Source organism: Campylobacter concisus (assembly GCF_003048575.1).
In the GTDB taxonomy this organism is placed as follows: domain Bacteria; phylum Campylobacterota; class Campylobacteria; order Campylobacterales; family Campylobacteraceae; genus Campylobacter_A; species Campylobacter_A concisus_U.
The window spans coordinates 125,577-149,412 of the sequence record NZ_PIRZ01000003.1 but is presented as its reverse complement, the minus strand read 5'-3'; the positions used below and the strand labels follow the sequence as shown (position 1 = coordinate 149,412).

Below are 23,836 nucleotides of genomic sequence, written 5' to 3'. Positions count from 1 at the left end.
AGCTAATTTAAATTTATAAAAGCTTTAACGCTATCTAAGTAGTTTAAAGGCCTCTTTTAGGTCAAGCAACCCCTCATAGTAGGCTTTCCCAACTATTACGCCACTAATCTCATTTGTGGCTTTTAGCATCAAAATATCATTTATATCACTCACGCCACCACTTGCTATTGTCTCAAGCTTGCTATTTCTAGCTATTTGCAAGCTAAACTCAACATTTACTCCGCCAAGCATTCCATCCTTGTTAATATCGGTGCAAATCACAGCTTCCACACCAACATCTGCAAATTTTCTTGCAAGATCGACTGCTTTTATATTTGAGATCTCGCCCCAACCTTGCACGGCCACGTAGCCATCTTTTGCGTCAATGCCGACTACAACTCTATAAATTTCAGCCATTTTTGCTGTAAATTCTGGATCTCTAAGAGCTACTGAGCCAAGGATCACTCTGCTAACTCCAAGGTCTAAATAGCGTTTTATTCGCTCTTCATCTCTTATGCCACCACCTACTTGGACGCTTAAATTTGTAGCCTTTGTAATTTTTTCAATTGTTTTAAAATTTATCGTCTCTCCAGCAAATGCACCGTCTAAATCAACCACATGAAGCCATTTTGCGCCATAATCTTCAAATTTCTTAGCAAGTTCACTTGGCTCGTTGCTATAAATTTTTGCACTTTGCATAAGACCTTTGCTAAGTCTAACTGCTTGCCCCTCTTTTAAATCAATCGCTGGAAAAATTTCCATCACAACCTCGCAAAATTCTCTAAAATTTTAAGTCCAGCTTCATGACTTTTTTCTGGATGAGGCTGAAAGCCAAAGATATTTTCATGCCAAACCGCACTTGTAAATTCATATCCATAAGTCGTCTTTGCCAGTGCAAATTTATCATCACAAACCACGTGATAGCTGTGTACAAAATATAAATACTCAAGCTTTTTTAGTCCTAAATTTAATGGACTATTTTGCTTAAATTCCAAAGCGTTCCAGCCAATGTGAGGTATTTTTAATGGCTTATCGAAATTAGTTTCATTAAATTTTACGACCTCGCCGGGCAAAAGAGAAAGTCCCTTATGCTCGCCAAACTCGAAGCTTCGCTCAAATAAAAGCTGCATACCAAGGCAAATACCAATAAAAGCTTTGCCGCTTTTTACAGCTTCTTTTACGGCTTCGTCCATGCCGTTATTTTTTAGCTTTGTCATCGCCTCACCAAAAGCTCCAACGCCTGGCAAAACAATGTGCGAATACTCCTTTAAATTTTCAGGCTTACTCACTAAGGCACATTTTTTGTCAAGAAAATCAAAAGCATTTATCACGCTTTTGATGTTTCCAGCTCCATAGTCAATTATCGCTATCATTGTTCTTTGCCTCTAATTAGCCTTTTAAATTTAATGCGTGATTGAACTCAGGAACGATCTTTTTAAGCGCAGATGCGATCTCACTATCATCTTCTAGTTCCAAAAGCTCATTGATCTGCGAATTTAAAAGCACTAAATCATATGGCTGTGAATGCGTCACAAAGATCGACTCATACTTGGTTTGAACATCGTCTTTGTTAATAAGTAGCTCCTCATAAAGCTTCTCGCCCGTCCTAAGTCCTACAAATTCGATACCTAAATGCTCTTTATTTGAAAGAAGCAGCATCTTTTTAGCCAGATCGACAATCTTGATTGGCTCGCCCATATCAAGCACAAAAAGCTCACCACCTTCTGCAATAGAGGCAGCTTGAAGTACCAGCTGACACGCTTCAGATGTGAGCATAAAATATCTTGTAATCTCTGGGTGAGTAACACTTAGTGGCTTATTTGCGGCAATTTGTGCTTTAAATTTTGGTATGACAGAACCGCTTGAGCCAAGGACATTTCCAAAGCGAACGCAAACTATCTCACAGACACCTGCTTCATTTGAATTTAAAGCATAAAGCTCACAAACACGCTTAGTTGTGCCCATTATATTTGTTGGGCGTACGGCCTTGTCTGATGAGATCATGACAAATTTTTTAACGCCATATTTTTTTGAAAGATCGACAGCATTTTTTGTGCCAAGGATATTGTTTTCGACAGCCGAGCGAGGGTTTAGCTCACAAAGTGGCACGTGTTTATATGCTGCTGCGTGGATAACAATCTCAGGTTTAAAGTCAGCAAAAACTTCTTCAAAGTCCTTTAAATTTGTGATGTTTACAAGCTTACTGATAGTCCTTTTATCTTTTGTATCTTCGCCTATTTTATAAAGGTTAAACTCACTGTGCTCAACCATTACAAGCTCACTTACTCCAAATTTTAAGCACTGCTTACAAATTTCACTTCCAATACTGCCACCGGCTCCAGTAACAAGCACTTTTTTGTCTTTTAAAAAATTTGAGATAGCTTCAGGATTTAGGTCTTTTGGCTTTCTAGCGAGCAAATCTTCGATAGAGATATCCTTGATCGGCTCATTCTCAATAAGTGAAAATAGTTTCATATCTCTTATGCCGTACCCCGTTAGCTCATCAACTAAGGCCTGAAGCTCGTCTTGATCTAGTGCAAGCGCAATGATAGCGGTCTTTACCTCGTAGTCTTTTATCAAATTTGGTATCTCTTTTTTATCTTGCACCAAAAATCCATCACAATAAGTGCCCACAAGATCACTCCTACCATCTACCACGCCAACTGCGTAATAATCAAGATACCCTTGCTTTAAGCCACGCAAAACGTGAAGCGCTTTTGATGTCGCACCTATAACGATACAAGGCTCACCTTTGCGAGGTCTATTTGAAAAGTCAAGCACCATACGCTTTGAAATTCTCAAAAGTCCAATAAGTAGGCATGAAATTAGAAGATCGATGAAAATAACGCTTCTTGGGTATGGATTAAAGAAGTCTTGTATTATGAAAAATATGATCGTAAACAAAACCGCTGAGCAAATGTGAGCTAAGAAAATTTTTCTAGCCTCATTTAATCCAAAAAATCTCCACGGCACCTTGTAAATTTTAAACATCCACATAAAAAATAGCTTAAAAATAATCAAAAATCCAGCCGTTACAAAAAGGCCCTGGACGTAGATATCTGGGATGTTTGCGTTAAATCTCAAAAGATAAGCCGCATATATCGAAAACGCAAATATAAAAACATCACCAGTAAGGAAAAATATAAGCCTTTTTAACTTTGTTGCATGAAACATTTAGGCGTTTTCCTTGACTAGTTTGATCACTCTTGCTTGCGTTTCCTCGCTCATATCACTACCGCTTGGCAAGCAAATTCCTCTTGAAAATAGATCTTCACTGCAACCATCAACAAAGCTTAGCGCGCCCTTAAATACAGGCTGCATGTGCATAGGCTTCCAAAGTGGGCGACTCTCGATGTTCTCATCAGCTAGCGCTTTTATAACCTTTAAATGTGCATCTTTTTTAGCAAAAATGCCAGTTGTGAGCCATCTGTTGCCACGAGAATTTGCTAGCTCTGGCATAAATTCTAAAACGTCACCAAGCTCTTTTTCATAAATTTCAAAAACTTTTCTCTTTTGCTCAACTCTTTTTTCCAAAACTTCCATCTGAGCCACACCAATAGCGCCTAGAACGTTGCTTAAACGGTAGTTGTAGCCATAGTCTTTGTGCTCGTAGTGAAGTAGCGGCTCTCTTGCTTGCGTGCTGTAAAATCTAGCTTTTTCCACAAATTCGCTATCTCCAACTAGCATACCGCCGCCTGAAGTGGTGATGATCTTGTTGCCATTAAAGCTATATGCTCCCATCACACCAAATGTGCCAAGCGCCTTGCCAGCGTAAAATCCACCAAGTGCCTCAGCTGCGTCCTCTACCAAAGCGATACCCTCGTTTTGGCAAATTTCGCAAATTTCTTTCATCTTTGAAGCTTGTCCGTAAAGATGAGTAACGACTAATGCCTTTGGCTTTTTAGGTAAATTTGATATCGCTTTTTTTAGTAGTTCTGGGCTTAAATTCCAGCTCTCGTCGCTATCTATAAAGACTGGAGTTGCTTTTTCGTAAAGTATAGGCGAGACTGAAGCCATGAAAGTAAAGCTAGAAGCTAGCACAAAGTCGCCCTCTTTCACGCCAAGGACGCGAAGTGCTAGGTGAAGTGCCGCAGTTCCTGCAGATAGTGCTAGCGCATCTTTTGCTCCAGTGTAGTTTTTTATACTTTCTTCAAATTTATTTACATACTCACCAAGTGGCGCTATATAGTTGCTTTCAAATACTTTTTTTATATATTCCTGCTCTTTTCCACTCATGTTTGGCGGAGATAAAAAAACCCTATCCATGTTCATACCTTTCGTGATTTTTTAGCGATTTTAGCACTTATTTTTAAATTTTATATCTTAGCGCGCTCGCATGCAGGCACGCCATACGCCTTTATGCCATCTTTTATATCTCTTACCACCACGCTTCCAGCACCTATGATGCAGTTGTTGCCGATGCTTATGCCTTGAATTACACTTGAGCCAATGCCAACATGCGTAAATTTGCCCACGCTCACATTTCCAGCAAGAGCTGCATTTGGGCTGATGTGAGCAAATTTGCCTATCACGCACTCATGCTCTATCACTACGCCAGAGTTTATGATAGCGCCCTCTTTTATATGGGCTTTTGCGTTTATCACAGCATTTGGCATGACGACCACGCCCTTTTCTAGCACGGCACTTTCACTCACAACCGCGCTTTTATGGATCAAATTTACTATCTCAAAGCCAGCAGCCTCGACTCTTTTACTTATCATCTCTCTAGTTTTGTTTTCACCGATTGCTATTATGATGTCTGCTTTTTTAAGCTCTGGGCTAAATTTACGCTCACTCGCATCATCTAAAAAAACTATCTCATCATAGCCATTGTTTCTAGCGATGTCAGCGACCACAAGGCCGTGGCCGCTCGCTCCGTAGATGTAAATTTTCTTAGTTTTTGCCATTAAATTTCTCCGTCGTCGCCTGCCCCTCTTTGCTAACACCACTTCGCTTTAGCACCTTTTCTATTGTCTGTAAGGCAATCTTTACGTCAAGCATAAAGCTTAAATTTTTAGCGTAATAGACGTCGTATTCAAATTTTTTCTCCCAGCTTATGGCGTTTCTACCATTTACCTGCGCTAGGCCCGTGATACCTGGGCGTACGTCGTGGCGGTGCTTTTGCGTTTCGTTATAGATGGGTAGATACTCAACCAAAAGCGGCCTTGGTCCAATAAAGCTCATGTCGCCCTTTATTACGTTAAATAGCTGTGGTAGTTCATCAAGGCTGAGCGAGCGGATCAGTTTGCCAAATTTACCAAGTCGCTGCTCATCTGGCAAGAGCTCGCCATTTGCGTCACGCTCGTCACTCATCGTCTTAAATTTATAAATTTTAAAAATTTTCTCATTTAGCCCTGGTCTTGCCTGCGTAAAAATAACATCGCGGCTTACCTTAAAATAGATAAAGATCGCCGTTGCTATGATGATAGGTGATGTTAAAATGAGCAAAAACAAAGCACCAAAGATATCAATCACTCTTTTTAAAAAATTTCTATACATCTATAAATTTCCTATAAATTTCTATATATCTTTTTGCGATTTGCTTCTCGTCAAACTCGCTCACCGCCCAGCTCCTGCCATTTTGCCCAAGCTTAGCGCAAAGCGCTTCGTCATCAAGCAAAATTTTTATCTTACTAGCAAGATCGTTTGCGTCTTTTACTCTGCATAAAAGTCCGTTGTAGCCCTCTTTTACAGCTTCATTACAGCCTGTAACATCACTTACGACGACTGCTTTTGCCATACTCATCGCCTCTAAAACCGTTCTTGGAAAGCCCTCTTTATAGCTAGGAAGTGCCAGTAAATAAGAGGCCTTTAAAAGCTGCGGTATGTCGTTTCTTGCTCCCAAATAGCGCACTTTGCTACCTTTTAAAAAGGCCTCGTCCGCGGTTGATTTATTGCCACTAAAGCCCTCGCCAACAAAGACAAATTCGCAGTTTTTATAGCCGTTTAAAATTTCAGCTGCCTCGTAAAATTCACGAACGCCCTTGTGCCACATAGCCCTTGCGATCATTAAAATGACCTTTTTTTCGCCAAGGTCAGCCGCCTGCGTGATGGCTGGGTCAAATTTAGCAGTATCCACACCGACACTTTTTATGCGGTACACTTTGCTTTTATCTATCAAATTTCTAGAGATCAGATAGTCTGGATCTGCGTCATTTACGAAGATACAAGCATCAGCTTTTGCAAAAGAGAGCTTATAAAGGCTCTCCATGACAAAACGCACGGCCTTTGTTTTAATATCATCATCGATATAAAAGCTGCCAAGCCCTTCAACCAAATTTATAACGTGCTTTATGCCAGCATTTTTAGCGGCAAACGTGCCAAAGACATTTGACTTGTGAGCGCCAGTTTGCAGCAGGTCTAAATTTAGCTCACCTAAAATTTGAGATAGTTTTTTTGAGTTATTTATCACGGTTAGCGGATTTAGGCTCGCCTTATCAAGCTCGTAGGTAACGGCATTAAAGCTTTTAGCAAGCTCGCCAGTAAAATTTCCTCTTGGAGCGATAGCAAAAACCTCATGCCCCATATCTTTTAAAGCCTGCATAATGGGCCGTCTAAAAAAGTGTATGCTCATATCAGCGTGGCTTAAAAACCCTATCCTTGCCATCTCTACCTCTTTAGCCTATAAACTTTTGTCGCCCCGTCAAGTATAACTGGCTCAAAAACTTTTGGATCATATCTTTCTAGCACGAAAAGTTGGATGTAGGCGCTATTTAAAATGCTCTCATCAAGGATGATAAACCTGCCATAGTCTCTCATAAAAATGACAGAAATGTTTGAGAGTTCGTTATTTTTATACTCTTTGACATTTAGCTTGCCAGACTCGTCGTAGTCGGTCTCTATGAAAGATCTTAGCGGCAAGACGTTGTTTTCATAGATCAAATTTATAACATCACTTGATAGTGTAAATCCACCGCTTAGCCTGATGCCTTGTTCATTTTGTGAGATCGCTCTTGTGACGATAAAAAGGCCGTTGTTTAAATTTTTACCACTTTTTAAATCGATCTTGCTAAACTGCAAAATGGTCGGAAAAATACCAAGCATCCTATCTGGCAAGTAGTAGTAAATATCCCTAGTCTTTGCTGGCAGGCTAAAATTTGCCTCTTTTATATCGCTAAAAAACTGATCAATGCTTGCATTTCTCTCTTTTAAAATTTGAGCCAAATTGCCATTAAATCGCTCTTTAAAATTTCTCTCTGTGTACTCAACATCAAGTCTTGCCATATTTGCCGAGCTCATTTCATCGCTTCCAAGCGCAAAACTCACGGCAAAATTTTCACGTCCAAGGTGCTTTCCGCCGTCAATGAGCGTCTTAACATCGCTGTAATATCTAATCGGATATCCATAGTCCCACCATGCAACCACGTAGTCCTCGCGTCCTGCGATGCCTTTTAGCTTGTTTAAAATTTCAACCTCTTTGTGCACAAAAACCGGCTCAGCTTTGTAACCATAAATATGAATGAGCGCTGGAGTAAGAGCAAGCACGGTTATAAAAGCTCTCGCAAGATTTAGCACCGCTCCTTTTAACTTTAAATTTGAAAGTATAAACTCCACTAAATAGCCAAAGCCAAGTGCCATGATAGGCACAGCATAAATGGTAAATCTAAGACCGCTTTTAAATGCCAAAAAGCCAAGTGCCAGCATGCCAAGTGAAACAGCAAATGAGCGGTATTTAAAGCAAAAAAGAGCAACGCCAGCAAGCGAGATCAAAAATGTGATGACATTTGCGCTGATCCTCTCGCAAAATAGCGTAAAATCAACGATGCTTGACTCTTGGATGGTTTGATTGACATTAAAAAAGTGAAAGCTCATGCCGCCAACTTCAGGCGCATCTCTAAAGACGTAAAATTTAAGCTGAAAGATTATCGGATTTAGCCCGCCACGAATCGCAAAAACAGCAAAAACAATAGTTAAAACACCAAGAGCAAATTTTAAATTTATTATCTCTTTTTTAAAAAGACAGAGTGCATAAAATACAAATATTATAGCAAATTTAAGTATTAGATCAAGATTTGAAATGGCAAGTAAAAGCAGCGAAATTTCAAGATAAAAAAGAGGATTTTTCCTATCAAAAATAAGTGTGTAAACTAAAAATAACGCAATTAAAATACTAATAAGCGAAAAAGCACTTGAATACCACCACATATAAATAAGTGCGCTTAAGGGTGCGATTATTAGGCTCTTTGCGTCCTTTTTTTCAAGCACTCTAACAAGCCCCCAGACGACAAAGACGCTAAGTGTGATGATGAGCATGTCAGTGTCGTAATATCCTGCCATTGTGCGATTGTAGTAGCTGTTTGCTATGACAGCAAGAAGTGCGGCGATGAAGCCAGCAAATTTGAGTTTATACTCATTTGCAATCAGGATAACTGGCACAGTCACAAGCGATGAGAAAAATACACTCATATAAATCATCGCCGTCTCAAGCTTGACGCCCAGAAATTTCACGATCCAGTAAGTAAGTGTGGAAAGCGGATAGCCGTAGTAGCTAAGGTCATTTTCTTGGTGAAAGCCAGCCAGCATATCCCTTGCGCCCTCGGCAAATGCATAGCCGTCGTTTGTGCTGATCATCAGCTCGTTGTTCCAGAAAAATACCGGATACTCGCTCGCCCAAAAGACCCAGTAAAGCCTGCAAACCATGCCAAAGATGACTGCGACAAATATCATAAGGTATAAAGAGTAATTTTTAAAAAACAAATTTCTATTCATTAGGATTTTCCAAAAAATTTATAAGCTCGCTCCCTATATTTTCACTATCAAAAAATTTAGCCCGATTATACGCAACATTTTCAAAATTTTGCCTTATCTTTGACTCGTTAAGCACTTTTATCATCGCCTCTTTCATCGCATTTTCGTTATCAACAGGCACTAAAATGCCAAACTCACTATCGCCCAAAAGCTCTTTTGCACCGCTCTTGTGCTCGGTTGAAATGATAGTTTTTTCGCATGCTAGCGCTTCAAGCAAGACGTTTGAAAAGCCCTCAAAACGCGAAGCACAAAGCAAGCACAAAGCGTTTTTTATGTGCCTAAAAGGGTTTTTATCAGTGCCAAGAAGCCTTACTCGCTCTCCCACGCCAAGCTCATCTATCAAATTTTGCAGCTCATCTTTTAAAGGCCCTTTGCCAAGGATGCCAAGCGTGGCACGAGGGTCGTTAATCGAAGCTATTATTTTTATTAGCATGGCTTGATTTTTACCGCTATCAAGACGTCCAATGTTTATGAAAAATGGCTTAAAATCACTCTCTAGCGGCTGATTTTTTAGTAAATTTATAGTTTTTAGATCAAGGGCGTTATAAAGCACCTTTGTTTTTGCCTCGCTCATACCAAAATTTCGCACCAGATCCTCTTTGTTGCCAGCTGCATTTGCCAAAATGAGATCAGCCTTTTTATAAAGATGAGTGAGTAAAAATTTATTAACTCGTCCGCTTAAATCGTCTTTATATAGGATCGATGGACAGCTTCGCTCGCTGATAACCAGCCTAGCCTTTAGCCCTAAAATCCTAGCAACCCCAGCGATGTAGCATGGGCGATTCATCAGCACAAACTGCATGTCGACGCCTAAATTTTGACAAAGCTTTTTATACTTAAACGCTAGCATTGGCATCGCCAAAAAGAGCCTTGCAAGCTTCTTTAGCCCGCTCTCATAAGGATCGCTATTTTCTATAAAGTGGATCTGCACCTCGCTTGGGATCTCGTAAGCGATGACCTTACTCATTAAGATGAGATGAACTTCATAACGTTTTATCAAAAATGTCAGTAAATTTGCCACATTTCGCTCAGCCCCACCAGGCCCCATAGAGTATAAAAAAACGGCTAATTTTTTCACTTGCTAACAACCTTTTTTATAAATTCTCGCCACTGCTTTATGATATTTTCTTTGCTAAATAAATTTGCACTTTCGCTGGCGTTTTTTGCTAGTTTTTGCCTTAAATTTTCATCTTTTAAAAGCATTTCAAGCTTATCTTTTAGATCATCTGCGTCGCCATTTTTAAAGATAAGCCCGTCTATGCCCTCTCTAATAAGCTCCCTTGCGCCCACGGTGTCGCTACTTAGCCTAGCGCAACCAAAAGCGCCTGATTCTATTAGCACATTTGAAAGCCCCTCACTTCGTGAGCAAAGAGTAAAAATTTTTGCCTCACTATAAAGCTTGCTAACATCGCTCATATGACCTAAAAATTTGACGTTAAGCCCTAAATTTGACGCCATTTGCTTTAGCTGCACTTCTTGCCTGCCACTGCCTGCGATCTTTATCTCCCAGCCATCAAGCAAGCTCTTACTCACCTTGCTAAGTGCCTCAAAATAGACATCATAGCCCTTTACCGCCTCCAGCCTTGCCACGCTTAGGATGACATTTTGCTTCTCACAAATTTCAGGCACATCGATAAAAAGTGGGTTGTGGATAACCTCGCGATTTTTGGCAAATTTATAGTAGTCGTAGTCACTTTTGCTTAGCACGCTTAGGCCATCTATAAAGCGGTAGCTAATATCACGCATAGCGCTTGCGATTTTGCTTTTTAAGTAGCTGTGCTCGTGATGCTCGGTTGCTATTAGTTTGCTCTTTAGCCCCAAATTTGCCAGCACGCAAGCGACGTTTGTCCAGTCGATAAAGCTCATTATCAGATCAGCCCTTTGCTCTTTAAAAAGCACTCTAAGAGCGAGGATTTTCTTAAATTTTAAAGCCAGCCCTGAGCCAGTGACGTTAAGGTTTATGATATTTATCTTTTCACTAAATTTATAAAGTCCAAGATCCTCTTCAAGCAGGGCGATAGTGATCTCATTGTCTTTGCTAAGCTCATTTGCTAGCACGTTTAGCACGCGCTCAGCCCCACCATTTCTAAGTGCGGCGATAACAAAAAGAATTTTCACTTCACACCTCCAAGCCTTAAAAGCTCCAGCCATTTTTTATAAATTTGCTCCACGCTAAACTCATCAAGTCTAGCCCTTGCATCTTTGGCAAATTCACTTATTTTTGCTTCATCTTGCAGCAAATTTGCAAGCTTTTCGCTCATCTGCTCTGCATCATTTATCTCGCATAGCAAGCCATCAAAACCATCTTTTATAAGCTCTTTTGCCCCGCTTGTGCTAGTCGCGACCCGCACGCAGTCATAGTTTATCGCCTCTATCAAGGTATTTCCAAGACCCTCGAAATTTGAGCAAGAGAGCAGTACCTTTGCCCTTTTATAAAGCGAGGCGATGTCGCTTACATTGCCTAAAAACTCTACATCAGCGCCCAAGCTTTTGGCTAAATTTTCTAAATTTGCCCTCTCGCCGCCATCTCCAGCGACAGCAAATTTATAGCCGCTTTGCTCTAAATTTGCAGCCACTCTTACAAACATTTCGCAGTTTTTTATCTTATTTAGCCTGCCAACAAAGATGACTAAATTTTCTTTAGTAAAGCTCTCACTGCGTACCTCTTCAAAGAGTGGGTTATAAATTTTCATCACATTTTTGCAAAATTTCGAATAGTAACCAAAATCCTCGTCACTTAAGACGCTAAGTGCGTTTGCAAATGGATAGCTTATGCGTCTTAGCACCTTAAAAATGGCTCTTTTTGGCGCAAGGTAGTTTGTGTGCTCGCTTATGATTATAGGCGTTTTTAGCCCAGCTGAGCTAAAGAGTACCAAGGTATTTACGGCGTCTAAAAAGGATATCACAGCGTCAAATTTGCCCTCTCTTATGAGCGCTCTTAAAGCAAGCACCTTTAAAACTCTCTTTTTTAAATTTCCAATTAAGCCAAGCTCGTCAGCCCCAACGCCTAAATTTATGAGCTTTACGCCACTTGCTAGCTCGTAAAATGGCTCGTCCTTGTCAAATTTAACAAGGCTTACATCGTGATCCAAGCTAAACCTTGACGCGATCACCGCGCAAACTCGCTCCGCACCGCCACTTCTAAGCGTTGATGTGACAAATAATATCTTCATACGCCAAACCTTTGTTTGATTTTTACTCTAAGCCTTGAGAGTGCTGGTAAAATGCCACTTGGGAGTGGACTAAGCAGTAAAAATATAAACGCTTCTTTACTAAATTTAATGCTAAGACTTTTAAAGATACACCTTAGCATAAGGCCATATTCGCCCGCTATTTTGGCGTAGTAAGCGGCGTTCTTATACTGCATAGCTAGAAATTTTGGCTCATTTTTTATAGCAATGTCGTAGTGCAAATTTGCAGTTTTAATGTAAGCGTTTGCCACATTTAGCGCGTGTTTGCCGGCATTTAGCGTAGCACTATCGCTTCTTGCGATGCGGTAGATATAAAGTGGCTTTTTAAGATAGAAGACATTTTTTTCAAAAAAGCGGATGTAAAGCTCATTTTCGCCACCAAAACTGCTCTCGTCAAACCTAAAGCCGTCTATAAATTCACGTGAAAAAAGCTTAAAATACTCGCCATTTATCCGCCCGCAGTGATAATCAACCTTACTCATCGCCCCACTCTTGCTATATGGGCTTCTACCAGCCACGACCTCGGTCATCACGCCATCTTTCTCGCAGATAGCGTCTGCAAAAACGCACGAATACTCGCCACTTTTTAAAATTTCATAGCACTGGGCAATCGCCTCTGGTAAAAGCTCATCGTCATCATCGAGCAAGCAGACAAACTCGCCTGTTGCGTTGTCAAAGCCGTTATTTTTATTGCCATTTGGGCTCTTTTTGTGAGCGCTATTTTTTACAAATTTGATCCTAGCGTCGTTAAAACTCTTGCAAATTTCACTCGCACTCTCGTCATCGCCGTCGTCAGTGACTATGATCTCTAGGTTTTTATAGCTTTGAGCTAGAGCACTTTTTATGGCCTTTTTTAAAAGCTCTGGACGCTTGTAAGTCGCGGTTACGATGCTGATTAATGGCTCGCTCATTTAGCCCCTTTTAAAAATTCTCTCATAGCCTTGAAGCTTTTCAAGCCTTGAGAAAAGTATAAATTTAATTGTTTTTATATAGGCCTTTAAATTTGCGCTATATCCTCTCTCAAGGCGCTCGCCCTCGATGTTTGAACCACTAAGATCTGTTGGATGCGCAAAAAGATCGCAAAAATACATCTGCATATCATTAACGCCAAGCAAATAGTCCCAAACATCGGTCGTACAAAGCACATTTTTGTGGATTTCAAGCAAATTTTTAGCACTTTTTTTGGTTAGCACATAAGCCCCTGCTCTATAAATGCTTGAAAATGAGTGCTTTGAGACCTGCCAAAGCGGCTTACTTAGGCTAGTATCCACCTTTTTACCAAAGGCGCTAAACCTGCCTTCCAGCCCATCTTGCATGCCACATATGAGCACGCTGTTTTCAGGCATCTTGCTAGCTGCCAAAAAGGCCTCTTTTATGGCATTATCATCTCCTATAACGTCGTCTTCAAAGATGAGGGCAAATTTGGCTTCACTTGCCAAAAATGCCTCGTAGGTCTTCATATGCGAGAGCGAACAGCCAACCTCTGCTGGGCTTAAAACCTTGCCGTAAGCTTTAAATGATGGCGAAATGATCTTGTAGTACTCCTTTGCATTTAGCTCCCTGCCGTCCACTGCGTCTATTAGATTAAAGCTATCATAAGAGCTAAATTTCTGCTGCAAAAGCTCGCGTCTTCTGGTGTCTTTAGCCAAAGAGATCAGATAAATTTCATTCATTTAAGACCTTTTAAATTTTTTTAAAATTTTACGCCAGACTATGCCTCTCTCGAAGCCATTAAAAAATAAGAAATATCCCAAAATATAAGCTGCACCGGCGTATATTGCAGCAAAAAACAGAAATTTTAGCCAGTTATTTAAGCTCACAAAGTCTTTGCAGGCAAACATCGCAAGCACGCAAAGCGCAAAAACGGCTAAATTTTTAAAATAGACCCCATAAAAGGTGGTGAGCTTTACCTCTAAATTTAAAGCAGCGTTTATGAGGTCAAAGCCGAGAATCCTTATGCTATAAAAAATGGCTGCGACGATGACAATGCCATAAACGCCGTAGTCACTAAATTTAAGCAGCGCGATCTGCGCTATGATCGTGCTAACGCCAAGGATAGTGTTGGCAATGGCTGGTCGGCGAAGCTTGTTTGTCGCACTATCAAGGTTAAAAAGCGAAAAAACAAAGCTTATAAAAACGATCGGCACAAGCGTGATCATCGAGACGTTATAGATAAATTTTATCTCGTCCGCACTTTTAAATGGCAACCAAAGCGTGTAAAAATCAAGCCCAAAAACGACGAAAAATGCAGCCGGAGCGCTCATCACAAAGGCGATCACCTTCATTGAAAATTTAGCCTCTTTTATGAGGTCAGTGATCAAATTTTTAGAGTAAAGCTCGACAAATTTTGGCGCAAAGATACCACTAAGCTGCGCTACAAAGCTCTCAAGTATGATAGGAGCGGCCTTGGCGACTGAAAGAAGGCCGGTGGCGTTTGCATTTACGAAAATGTTGCAAATAAAAAGGTCCATACCAGTTAAAAGTATGCGATTTAGCGCATTAAAGCTGTTCCAAATGCCAGAGCTTAAAAGCTCTTTGATCTTAGAAAAGTCAAATTTGCTAAGGCTAAATTTTAGCTCCGGCGTGATGCGAGCTGACATAAAAATGGTACTAAAAAAGACAAAAAGGCTAGCAACTAGCGCTGAAATGGCGATGTATGAGATAAAGGGCTTAAAAAAGAAAAAGAGCGCCACGATGAGGGCTGCTAGGATCGCGCTTGAGATGGCGTTTCTGATGGAGAGTAGATAGAGCTTGTTTGTCACAAAGGCGCAAACCGTCAAAACGCCGTTAAATAGCCCAACGCAGAAATTTATAAAGTAAAAAACAAGGGTTATTCTCACGTCAAAGAGTAAATTTTCAGGGACATTTAAAAAGCTTTGCAAATTTATGATAAAAACCGAACTAAGCACCACTACAACAGCGCAAAAGAAGATATTTACAACAAGCACTGATGAGTAGTAGGTGTTTGCAAGGCTTAGGTCATTTTTGTGCCACGCATGAGCGACAAAGCGCCCACTAACCGAGTTTATCGCCACGCTCACGACTGCTGCGTAGCTAACTATGGCGTTGCTAAGTCCCACAAAGCCAAATGCCTCGTTGCCAAGACTTTTTAAGATAAATGGCGTAAGAAAGAAATTTATGCCCATTGATACGACAAAAACGACGATCGAGCTTATTAGATTGATTAGCATTAGATTTTTAACCTGTAAATTTTTACGCCATTTGAAATGATAAATGGCTCAAAGTATCCATCATCGGCCTTTTCAAATATAAAAAGCTGCACAAAAGATGAGTTAAAAGCATTTTCATCAAGCAATAATATCCGCGCATAATCTTCCAAAAAAACCACATAAATTTTGGCGTTTTCATCTATGATTTTTTCATCTATTCGCAAATCTCTTCCAGCACCTTTTACTTTATAAAATGATTTTACGGCTATTTTTTCGCTGTTATGCATGATAAATTTTTGCTCATTTGTAGGCAAAGTATAGCCGTCTCCAAGGTCGATACCAGCTTCACCAATGCCATTTAATGCACTAACATGGTAAAAATCCTCTTTTTGTTTTTTGCCGGTTGCGACGTCGATATAGCTATATCTAAAGATATTTGGTGCGATGTCAATCATATTTGGCACAAGATAGTAAAAAACCTCTTTTTTTGCAGCTGGCAGAGTGAAATTTTCGCTTTCAAGCTGACTTAAAAAAGTATTTATATCGCTTGTGTTGTAGTCTTTTAAAATTTTATCTATTGGCCTTACATTTTGCTCAAGCGAGATGTCATTATACGTAACTGCCACTCTTGCAAGTCTAGCCGAAAATGCCTCATCTTTTCTCAAAGCAAGGCTAACAAAATAATTATTTTCGCCACCTTGTCTGCCAGGATCGTTTAAAGTCATGACATCAGCAAAATATCTTATAGCATACCCATAATCCCACCATGAAAATACATAATCATCACGCTTTACTACCTTTTTGAGCCCATCAAGCGCCATTGCTTCATCACGGCTAATTACAGTCTTTGGCCTATATGAATAAGCAAAATCTAAATTTATAGCAAGAGCGGCTACGACAAAAACCAAAAGTGATAAATTTTTAATAGAATTTCTAAGATCAAATAAATTTAAAAAAAAATACAAGAAATACCCAAAACCAAGTGCAACAAGTGGTGTTACGTACATAACAAATCTAACTCCACCAAAGAAAGATAGGAGTCCAAGTCCAAGCATTGGTAATGTAAGTAAGAATGGACGAAATTTCAAGCAAAGTAATAAGTATCCAATAATAGCTGCCAGCAGTATAAGAATATTTCCTGACATGAAATATATAAAATACAAAGGACTAGCACTTTTTACTTCGCTGATGAAATTATATTCATTTATAAAGTGAAATTTATCGCTAAGAATTTCATTACCTTTAAAAACATAAATACCCATTTTTGAAGTAATGAAATCAAAACCACCAAAATAGATAAAAATAGCTAGCATTAAAGTAAGAAAAATGGCTAAATTTCTAGCTGAGAGTAAATTTTTATATTTGCAAAAAAGAGAGAAAAATAAAGCAATAACTGCTAAATTTAAAACCAAAATTTTATTTGCTATTAGTGGATCTTTAGTAAAAATATTTGAGCTTACGATGCTTATAAACATAAAAAATATCGCTTGATAATTTTGCAATCTATCTCGCATAAAAACTAGCGTATATAGTAAAAACATAAAGAAAATACTTAAAATAAGTGCATATGAGCTTTGATACCACCAAAGATAAAGCGATACAAAGACTCCAGGCAAAACGATAAATTTTTGTTCATTTGTGTTTAAAAGCCTGATCAAAAAATAGATAATAAAAAGTGCAAATGTGACATTTAACATATCACTATCAAAATATCCAGGCGATGTCCTTGAAAGATAGCTTGGCAAGATAACGCTCATAAACGCAGCCACAGCCCCAGCTTTTAGCACTTTAAGCTCATTTGATATCAAAACAACTGGAAGTGTGATAAGAGGAGTCAAAAAGGCACTCATGTAAAACATCACGCTTTCGATCTTAAAAGGAAAAATTTTGCAAATATAAAAAACTATGGTTGAGATTGGGTGATTAAAGGGGCTAAAGTCATTTTGCTGATGAAAGCCAGCCAGCATATCTCTAGCGCCTTCTGCGTAGTAGTATGCGTCATTTGTCGTAAGCATAAATTCGCCGTTAAAGTAAAACTCTGGCATATCCTTTGCCCACAATACCCAGAGCATCCTGGCCGCAAATCCAAACAGATAAGCGGCTAGAAATATAAGTAAAATTTTACAATTTACGCTTACTTTGTGCACTAAATTCCTTATAGCCTAGCGTCAGCCTCTGGATAGATATTTTTTATATCGTAAACTAAATAACCTTTTAAATTTAGCCTTTTAAACTCATTGTGAGCTACGGCAATCACTATGCAGTCGTAGTCATCTAGATTATACTCTTTTACTAGATCAAAGCCATACTCGTGTTTTACCTCAGCGCTATCAGCCCAAGGATCAGTCACATCAACCTTGCAGCCAAAATCTTTTAGCTCATCGACCACGTCTATAACGCGAGAATTTCTTATATCTGGGCAGTTTTCTTTAAATGTCATACCAAGGACAAGCACGCGAGCTTTGTTGATAAGCACACCTTTTCTTATCATTAGTTTTATCACTTGATCAGCTACATATCTGCCCATATCATCGTTGATGCGGCGACCTGCTAGGATCATTTCAGGATGATAACCTACCTCTTGAGCTTTGTGAGTTAGATAATATGGATCTACGCCGATGCAGTGTCCGCCAACTAGACCTGGGCGGAAATTTAAGAAATTCCATTTCGTGCCAGCAGCTTCAAGCACGTCAATAGTGTTGATATGAAGCTTTTCAAAAAGCATCGCAAGCTCGTTTATAAAGGCGATATTTATATCGCGCTGCGTGTTTTCGATGACTTTGGCGGCCTCGGCGACCTTGATAGTTGGCGCTTTGTGCGTGCCCGCCGTGATGATCGAGCGATAGACCTCGTCGACCTTATCAGCGATCTCTGGAGTTGAGCCGCTTGTGATCTTTTTGATCTTTGTCACTGTGTGCTCTTTATCACCTGGATTTATACGCTCTGGAGAGTAGCCGCAGAAGAAATCTTTGTTAAATTTAAGCCCACTCTTTTCAAGAAGTGGCACGCAAATTTCTTCTGTAACACCTGGATAAACGGTGCTTTCATAAACAATGATGTCGCCTTTTTTAAGCACTTTTGCCACACTCTCAGTCGCTTTTACGACTGGAGTTAGATCAGGGCGCTTGTTCTTATCTATCGGAGTTGGGACGGTTACGATGAAGAAGTTGCAACTTCTGATGTCATCTAAATTTAGGCTAAATTTCATGCCATTATCGATCGCTTTTTTCATCTGCTCATTGCTAAGTTCAAGCGTTCTATCATAGCCACTTTTAAGCTCTTCTATACGCTTTGCATTTACATCAAAGCCCACTACTTCGTACTTTTCACTAAAAGCTGCTGCAAGTGGAAGTCCAACATATCCAAGTCCTACTACTGCTATTTTCATTTACTTTTTCCTTTCTTTTTTGCTTCTATCTTTTTTACGCGTTCATACATTCTTATTTCCGCACTTATACCTTTTGGAGTTATGATTCTAATAGGGCTAACGCCTGGTAAAATTTTAGTGAGCTCATAATAAACCCGCCTCTTTTTCTTTCCGTCCTTGCAGAGCATCATCGTTTGCGCTAGCTTATCACCGCCATTAAATTCGTAATAAATCCCGTGTGCGTCTTCTTTTTCCTCGAGCTTTCCACCGAGCAAAAAGGCGAAGTTGCAGTCGATTTCTATCTCTTTAAAAAATGCGACTTCGTATTTAAAATAATCAGGCGGCATCTTTGAGATAGGTAACTCAAAAATATTTTCCTCGGTTTTTGGCGCGTTTTCGCCTGCAAAAAGCGCAAACGGAAGCACGCAAGCTACGATAAAAAGTAAAAATTTTCTCATGCCTTTACTCCGATTTGAAAATACTTAAATCCATGCTCGGCTAAAATTTTAGCGTTGTATTGGTTGCGTCCATCAAAAATAACGGCATTTTTTAGCCTCTCTTTGATCTCCATAAAATCAGGCGATCTAAACTCACTCCACTCAGTCACAAGCACCATAGCATCGGCGTTATTAAGCGCGTCATATTTATTTTTAGCGTATTTTATATCTAAATTTGGCATATATTTTTTAGCTTCTTCGCTCGCTTTTGGATCGTAAGCGACCACTTTTGCGCCAGCTTCATCCAAAAGCTTTATCAAAGTTAGCGAGCTAGCCTCGCGCATATCGTCTGTGTTTGGCTTAAACGCAAGCCCCCAAAGCGCAATCGTCTTGCCCTTTAGATCGCCGCCAAAGAAGTTATAAATTTTATCAAACAGAACTCTTTTTTGAGCCTTATTTCTTGACTCAACCGCACTTAAAAGCTCTGGCTCAAATCCATTTTGCCTAGCTGTGTAGATGAGTGCCTCGACGTCTTTTGGAAAGCAGCTGCCACCGTATCCACAACCTGGATAGATGAAGCTATAACCGATCCTTGAGTCGCTGCCGATACCTTTTCGCACCAAATTTACATCAGCACCCACGCGTTCACAAATATTTGCTATCTCGTTTATGAAGCTTATCTTTGTTGCCAGCATCGAATTTGCAGCGTATTTTGTCATCTCGGCTGACTTTACGTCCATGCAAATGAGCCTGTCGTGATTTTTCATAAATGGCTCATAAAGCTCTCTCATCACGCTAAAGCCCCACTCACTACTAGCTCCGATAACCACGCGATCTGGCTTTAAAAAATCCTCAACCGCAGCGCCCTCTTTTAAAAACTCTGGGTTTGAAACGACTTCAAATTTAACCTCTACATTTCTCTTTTTAAGCTCAGCCTCGATCACCTCGTGCACCTTAGCTCCAGTACCCACTGGAACGGTTGATTTATCAACTACGATTAGCGGTTTGCTTAAATTTTCTCCGATAGATTTAGCAACTGAAAGCACATATTTTAAATCCGCCTGTCCATCAGCTCCCATAGGTGTGCCAACTGCGATAAATAGCACATCTGCATGCTCTAGCGCCTCAGTTATCTGCGTGCTAAATTTAAGCGAACCATTTTTGTAGCACTCGCTCACGATATCAGCAAGCCCTGGCTCATATATCGGCACGACACCGTTTTTTAGCGCTTCGATCTTTTTGCTATCAACATCGATGCAGATCACGCTGTTGCCCATTTTAGCAAAGCATGCGCCACTTACTAGCCCAACATATCCAGTCCCAATCACAGCTACTTTCATGCTTATCCTTAAATTTTCTTTTCCCATTCAAGGGCAGTTTTTATGATGAGTGTTAGATCGTCTCTTTTTGGCTTCCAGCTTGTTAGCGAGCGCAGTTTGCTCGCATTTGAGATAAGGATAGCTGGGTCGCCGTCCCTTCTTGGCGCATTTAGCACCTTAAAATTTACCCCACTCACCTCTTTTGCGGTCTCGATAACCTCTTTTACGCTAAATCCTCTGCCGTATCCCACGTTAAAAGTTTCACTTCCATTTTGACCGATATACTCTAGCGCACTTATGTGAGCATCTGCTAGGTCACTAACGTGAATGTAGTCTCTTACACATGTACCATCTTTTGTCGCGTAATCATCGCCAAAGATGCCCATACTCTCGCGCTTGCCAAGTATAGTTTGCACAGCTACTTTGATAAGGTGCGTAGCGTTTGGATAGTTTTGACCGATAAGCCCCTCCTCATCCGCTCCTGCGACATTAAAGTAGCGAAGTATTGCAAATTTGAAATTTTCATTTGAAGCGGCATAATCTTTAATGATCTGCTCGCTCATGAGTTTGCTTCTACCGTATGGATTTATAGGGATAGTAGGCGTTGTTTCGCTAACCTCCGCCACATCTGGCTCGCCGTAAACTGCAGCAGTTGAGCTAAATATAAATTTATTTACATTATAAGTTTTTGCGCATCTTAGCACCCTCGCAACGTTTGCGGTGTTGTTTAGATAGTATTTTAGCGGCTCACTCATACTCTCAAAAACCTCTATAAACGCTGCAAAATGGATGATCGCATCAAATTTACCATTTTCAAAAATTTCACTTAGATCATCTTCTAAATTTGCGTTTATAAATTTAAAATTTCCGATTTTTTGGAGCGCCTCAAGTGCTTTTTGTGAGCCTTTGCAGAGATTATCGATGATGGTTATCTCATCTTTACCTTGCCTTAAAAGTGCTTTTACTACGTGGCTGCCGATGTATCCAGCACCACCTGTTACTAAAATTTTCAAGTTTAAGCCTTTCGTAAAAAGTGGTTAATTTTATCAAAAATAGGGTAAAGCAAAAGTAAAGCAAGGCTTTTGAATAAATTTTAATCTTCTCTAACCCTTAAAAATATTGGAAATCTTGGCTTGCCATTAGCAGTTAAATTTTGAAATTTATATGTAATTATAGAGCCTATTTTTGGGGGATTTCGGCGCTTTTCATCGCTTAGTCCTGAGCCTATTTTAAAGATAGTGCCAGATTTTGGCTCGTCAGCTTTTTCTTCACCCTGCTTGCCACCAAGCGCTTTGCAGGTAAGCGAGCCAGCAAATTTTGCGTATTTGCCGCTACCTTTATTTATAGCGATTACTTCACACTCGGCATCTTTAAATTTTTTAAATTTCAGTGCATTTTTGCTTCTTTTTCGCTCGTACGGTGCATTTGGCTCACGTACGACTGCTCCCTCGCCGCCTTTTACAATAATGTCCTCTGTAAATTTTAAAAACTGAGCATTATCACGCATTTTTATCTGCTTTATGATGATTAAGTTTTCATTTGGCTCATTTTTTAGGAATTTAGCTAAAACTTCAAGCCTATCAAGCAAGCCACCATTTGCCTCAGGCACATCAAAAATATGAAATTTTAACCTCTGCCAAGCTTTTTCATCGGGCAACTTATCCATCACTGTTGCTTGAATTTCTTCAAACTTAAGCTCCTTTGCGTAAAGCTCGCCATCAAGTGCAAATTTTGGGAAATTTTTAGTAAAACTTAGCGGTGCATTTAGCTTTTTGCCCTGTCTTGATAGTAAATTCTCTCCGTTCCAGTAAGCACGCACGCCATCAAGCTTTTCGCTAGCTAGCCAGCCTGAGACATTTTGATCTTTATACTCGCTAAGGCGCAGCAAATCAAGAGTAAATGCAAAATTTAAAAGGACTAAAACCGCAAAAAATATTCTAATCAAGCTTTTGCCTTGCAAAAGCAATAATCCATATGATCGTCTACAACGCCCACACTTTGCAAAAACGCATAGGTGCTAACAGAGCCTAAAAATTTAAACCCTCGCTTTTTTAGCTCCTTTGCCACAAAATCAGACATCGGCGTAGTGGCTGGCACTTGTTTGATATCTTGATAGTGATTTATGATCTGCTTGCCGTCAAATTTTGGGTCAAATTTTCTTAACAAATATCCCCAAAGATAGTCATAAAAGCTACCAAATTCTTGCGTTACGGATAAAAATGCAAGGGCATTTATAGCGAGTGATTTTAGTTTTAATCTATTACGGATCAGCCTCTCATTTTGCATAAATTTCGCTATCTCAGCCTCGCCGTAAAGCTTGATCTTCTCTGGATCAAAGCCATCAAACGCCTCTCTCATAGCCTCTCTTTTTTGAAGCACTCCATGCCACGAAAGTCCCGCCTGAAAGCCTTCCAAAACTATCATTTCGAAAAATTTTCTATCTTCTTTTACGACTTTGCCCCACTCGTTATCGTGGTAAGCTATATCAAGCTCGCCTTTTGCCCATTCACATCGCTTCATCTGCGTCCCTTAAATTTTAACTCCGTAAAACTCGCAGTACCACTCAACAAATTTAGCCACGCCGTCGTTTACTTTTGTATTTGGCTTGTAGTCAAAGTCCGCTACAAGGTCGCTCACGTCTGCAAATGTCGCTGGCACGTCGCCTGCTTGAAGTGGGAGGAAATTTTTCTTGATCTCGCGGCCGATCTTTATCTCAACCGCCTTGATGTAGTCCATGAGCTCGACTGGGCTATTATTGCCGATATTATAGACCTTAAATGGCGCTTTTGAAGTGGCTGGGTCTGGGTGTTTCGCATCCCAAGCTGGGTTTGGCTTAGCAGGGTTGTCGATGCACTTAATGATGCCCTTTACAATGTCGTCCACGTAGGTAAAGTCACGCTTCATCTTGCCGTAGTTAAAGACGTCGATAGTTTTATCTTTAAGTGCAGCGTCGACAAACAAAAATAGCGCCATATCAGGGCGTCCCCATGGTCCATACACCGTAAAAAAGCGAAGTCCAGTCGTTGGTACGTTGAATAGGTGGCTATAAGTGTGCGCCATCATCTCGTTGCTCTTTTTAGTCGCTGCGTAGAGGCTTATAGGGTGATTTACCGCCTCATGCGTAGAAAATGGCATGTTCTCATTTAAGCCATAAACCGAGCTAGAGCTTGCATAGACTAGGTTTTTGATCTCATTATGACGGCAACACTCTAGGATATTCATAAAGCCTGTGATGTTGCTGTCTATGTAAGCTTTTGGGTTTATAAGCGAGTAGCGAACGCCTGCTTGTGCGGCTAAATTTACCACTACGTTAAATTTTTCTTTAGCAAAAAGCTCTTTCATAGTCTTTTCATCAGCGAGGTCGGCTTTTATAAATTTTAAATTCGGATGTGTTTTTGAGGTGATAAACTTGCCATAATCTATCTCGCTAGTCTCAAAGCCAGCCGTTTTTAGGCGTGCAAGCTTTAAATTTACGTCGTAATAGTCATTTATCACGTCATATCCGACGACATCATCGCCTCTTTTTATGAGTGCATTTGCCAAGTGAAATCCTATAAATCCAGCTGTTCCAGTTACTAAAATTTTCATATTTTTCCTTTCATTTTTGGCTTATTTTAGTGCAAAA

General features: G+C 40.0%; 22 protein-coding genes. All 22 read right to left on the bottom strand.

From position 1 onward, the window contains the following. Nucleotides 1-30: 30 nt before the first annotated feature. On the bottom strand, nt 31-741 hold the full coding sequence (hisA, locus tag CVS84_RS04925; protein ID WP_087579121.1) for a 1-(5-phosphoribosyl)-5-[(5-phosphoribosylamino)methylideneamino]imidazole-4-carboxamide isomerase: 711 nt from the start codon (nt 739-741) through the stop codon (nt 31-33). Further along, a complete protein-coding gene (hisH, locus tag CVS84_RS04920) occupies nt 741-1,352 on the bottom strand; it encodes an imidazole glycerol phosphate synthase subunit HisH (protein ID WP_107691405.1) in 612 nt (203 codons plus the stop codon). The genes hisA and hisH overlap by 1 nt, the downstream gene beginning before the upstream one ends. 16 nt (nt 1,353-1,368) lie before the next feature. Then, entirely contained in the window at nt 1,369-3,153 is a 1,785-nt protein-coding gene (pglF, locus tag CVS84_RS04915) for a UDP-N-acetylglucosamine 4,6-dehydratase (configuration-retaining) (protein ID WP_107691404.1), read from the bottom strand. Continuing rightward, nucleotides 3,154-4,245 carry a UDP-N-acetylbacillosamine transaminase gene (gene pglE / locus CVS84_RS04910; RefSeq protein ID WP_107691403.1) on the bottom strand — a complete coding sequence of 364 codons (1,092 nt, stop codon included), beginning with the start codon at nt 4,243-4,245 and terminating at the stop codon, nt 3,154-3,156. It abuts the gene before it with no gap. Between the two features lie 50 nt (nt 4,246-4,295). Next, nucleotides 4,296-4,886 carry a UDP-N-acetylbacillosamine N-acetyltransferase gene (gene pglD / locus CVS84_RS04905; RefSeq protein ID WP_107691402.1) on the bottom strand — a complete coding sequence of 197 codons (591 nt, stop codon included), beginning with the start codon at nt 4,884-4,886 and terminating at the stop codon, nt 4,296-4,298. Then, nucleotides 4,873-5,478, bottom strand: a complete 606-nt coding sequence (gene pglC / locus CVS84_RS04900) for an undecaprenyl phosphate N,N'-diacetylbacillosamine 1-phosphate transferase (RefSeq protein ID WP_107691401.1) — start codon at nt 5,476-5,478, stop codon at nt 4,873-4,875. Before pglC ends, pglD begins: the two co-directional genes overlap by 14 nt. Continuing rightward, nucleotides 5,471-6,586, bottom strand: a complete 1,116-nt coding sequence (gene pglA, locus CVS84_RS04895) for a N,N'-diacetylbacillosaminyl-diphospho-undecaprenol alpha-1,3-N-acetylgalactosaminyltransferase (protein ID WP_107691400.1) — start codon at nt 6,584-6,586, stop codon at nt 5,471-5,473. The genes pglC and pglA overlap by 8 nt, the downstream gene beginning before the upstream one ends. A gap of 2 nt (nt 6,587-6,588) precedes the next feature. After that, on the bottom strand, nt 6,589-8,688 hold the full coding sequence (locus tag CVS84_RS04890; protein WP_107691399.1) for an STT3 domain-containing protein: 2,100 nt from the start codon (nt 8,686-8,688) through the stop codon (nt 6,589-6,591). Next, a complete protein-coding gene (locus tag CVS84_RS04885) occupies nt 8,681-9,805 on the bottom strand; it encodes a glycosyltransferase (protein WP_107691398.1) in 1,125 nt (374 codons plus the stop codon). Before CVS84_RS04885 ends, CVS84_RS04890 begins: the two co-directional genes overlap by 8 nt. Then, nucleotides 9,802-10,845, bottom strand: coding sequence for a glycosyltransferase (locus CVS84_RS04880; protein WP_107691397.1), 1,044 nt, complete (start codon nt 10,843-10,845; stop codon nt 9,802-9,804). The genes CVS84_RS04885 and CVS84_RS04880 overlap by 4 nt, the downstream gene beginning before the upstream one ends. Continuing rightward, a complete protein-coding gene (locus CVS84_RS04875) occupies nt 10,842-11,900 on the bottom strand; it encodes a glycosyltransferase (RefSeq protein ID WP_107691396.1) in 1,059 nt (352 codons plus the stop codon). Before CVS84_RS04875 ends, CVS84_RS04880 begins: the two co-directional genes overlap by 4 nt. Beyond that, a complete protein-coding gene (locus CVS84_RS04870) occupies nt 11,897-12,829 on the bottom strand; it encodes a glycosyltransferase family 2 protein (protein ID WP_107691395.1) in 933 nt (310 codons plus the stop codon). Before CVS84_RS04870 ends, CVS84_RS04875 begins: the two co-directional genes overlap by 4 nt. Further along, the gene (locus CVS84_RS04865; protein WP_107691394.1) at nt 12,830-13,591 is read right to left on the bottom strand and encodes a glycosyltransferase family 25 protein; all 762 of its coding nucleotides are present in this window, start codon (nt 13,589-13,591) and stop codon (nt 12,830-12,832) included. Next, on the bottom strand, nt 13,592-15,109 hold the full coding sequence (locus tag CVS84_RS04860; RefSeq protein ID WP_107691393.1) for an MATE family efflux transporter: 1,518 nt from the start codon (nt 15,107-15,109) through the stop codon (nt 13,592-13,594). It abuts the gene before it with no gap. Beyond that, nucleotides 15,109-17,235, bottom strand: a complete 2,127-nt coding sequence (locus CVS84_RS04855; protein ID WP_107691392.1) for an STT3 domain-containing protein — start codon at nt 17,233-17,235, stop codon at nt 15,109-15,111. The genes CVS84_RS04860 and CVS84_RS04855 overlap by 1 nt, the downstream gene beginning before the upstream one ends. 8 nt (nt 17,236-17,243) lie before the next feature. Then, nucleotides 17,244-18,476, bottom strand: coding sequence for a nucleotide sugar dehydrogenase (locus tag CVS84_RS04850; protein ID WP_107691391.1), 1,233 nt, complete (start codon nt 18,474-18,476; stop codon nt 17,244-17,246). Next, nucleotides 18,473-18,913 (bottom strand): ecotin family protein, encoded by a 441-nt coding sequence (locus CVS84_RS04845; RefSeq protein ID WP_107691390.1) that lies wholly within the window; start codon nt 18,911-18,913, stop codon nt 18,473-18,475. Before CVS84_RS04845 ends, CVS84_RS04850 begins: the two co-directional genes overlap by 4 nt. After that, the gene (locus tag CVS84_RS04840) at nt 18,910-20,232 is read right to left on the bottom strand and encodes a UDP-glucose dehydrogenase family protein (protein ID WP_107691486.1); all 1,323 of its coding nucleotides are present in this window, start codon (nt 20,230-20,232) and stop codon (nt 18,910-18,912) included. The genes CVS84_RS04845 and CVS84_RS04840 overlap by 4 nt, the downstream gene beginning before the upstream one ends. 8 nt (nt 20,233-20,240) lie before the next feature. Continuing rightward, a complete protein-coding gene (gene galE, locus CVS84_RS04835; RefSeq protein ID WP_107691389.1) occupies nt 20,241-21,224 on the bottom strand; it encodes a UDP-glucose 4-epimerase GalE in 984 nt (327 codons plus the stop codon). 80 nt (nt 21,225-21,304) lie between these two features. Beyond that, complete coding sequence (locus CVS84_RS04830) at nt 21,305-22,153, bottom strand: DNA ligase (protein WP_107691485.1); 849 nt, start codon at nt 22,151-22,153, stop codon at nt 21,305-21,307. Continuing rightward, entirely contained in the window at nt 22,153-22,731 is a 579-nt protein-coding gene (locus CVS84_RS04825) for a DNA-3-methyladenine glycosylase I (RefSeq protein ID WP_107691388.1), read from the bottom strand. The genes CVS84_RS04830 and CVS84_RS04825 overlap by 1 nt, the downstream gene beginning before the upstream one ends. A gap of 9 nt (nt 22,732-22,740) precedes the next feature. Continuing rightward, nucleotides 22,741-23,799, bottom strand: coding sequence for an NAD-dependent epimerase (locus CVS84_RS04820; RefSeq protein ID WP_107691387.1), 1,059 nt, complete (start codon nt 23,797-23,799; stop codon nt 22,741-22,743). Nucleotides 23,800-23,836: the final 37 nt, after the last annotated feature.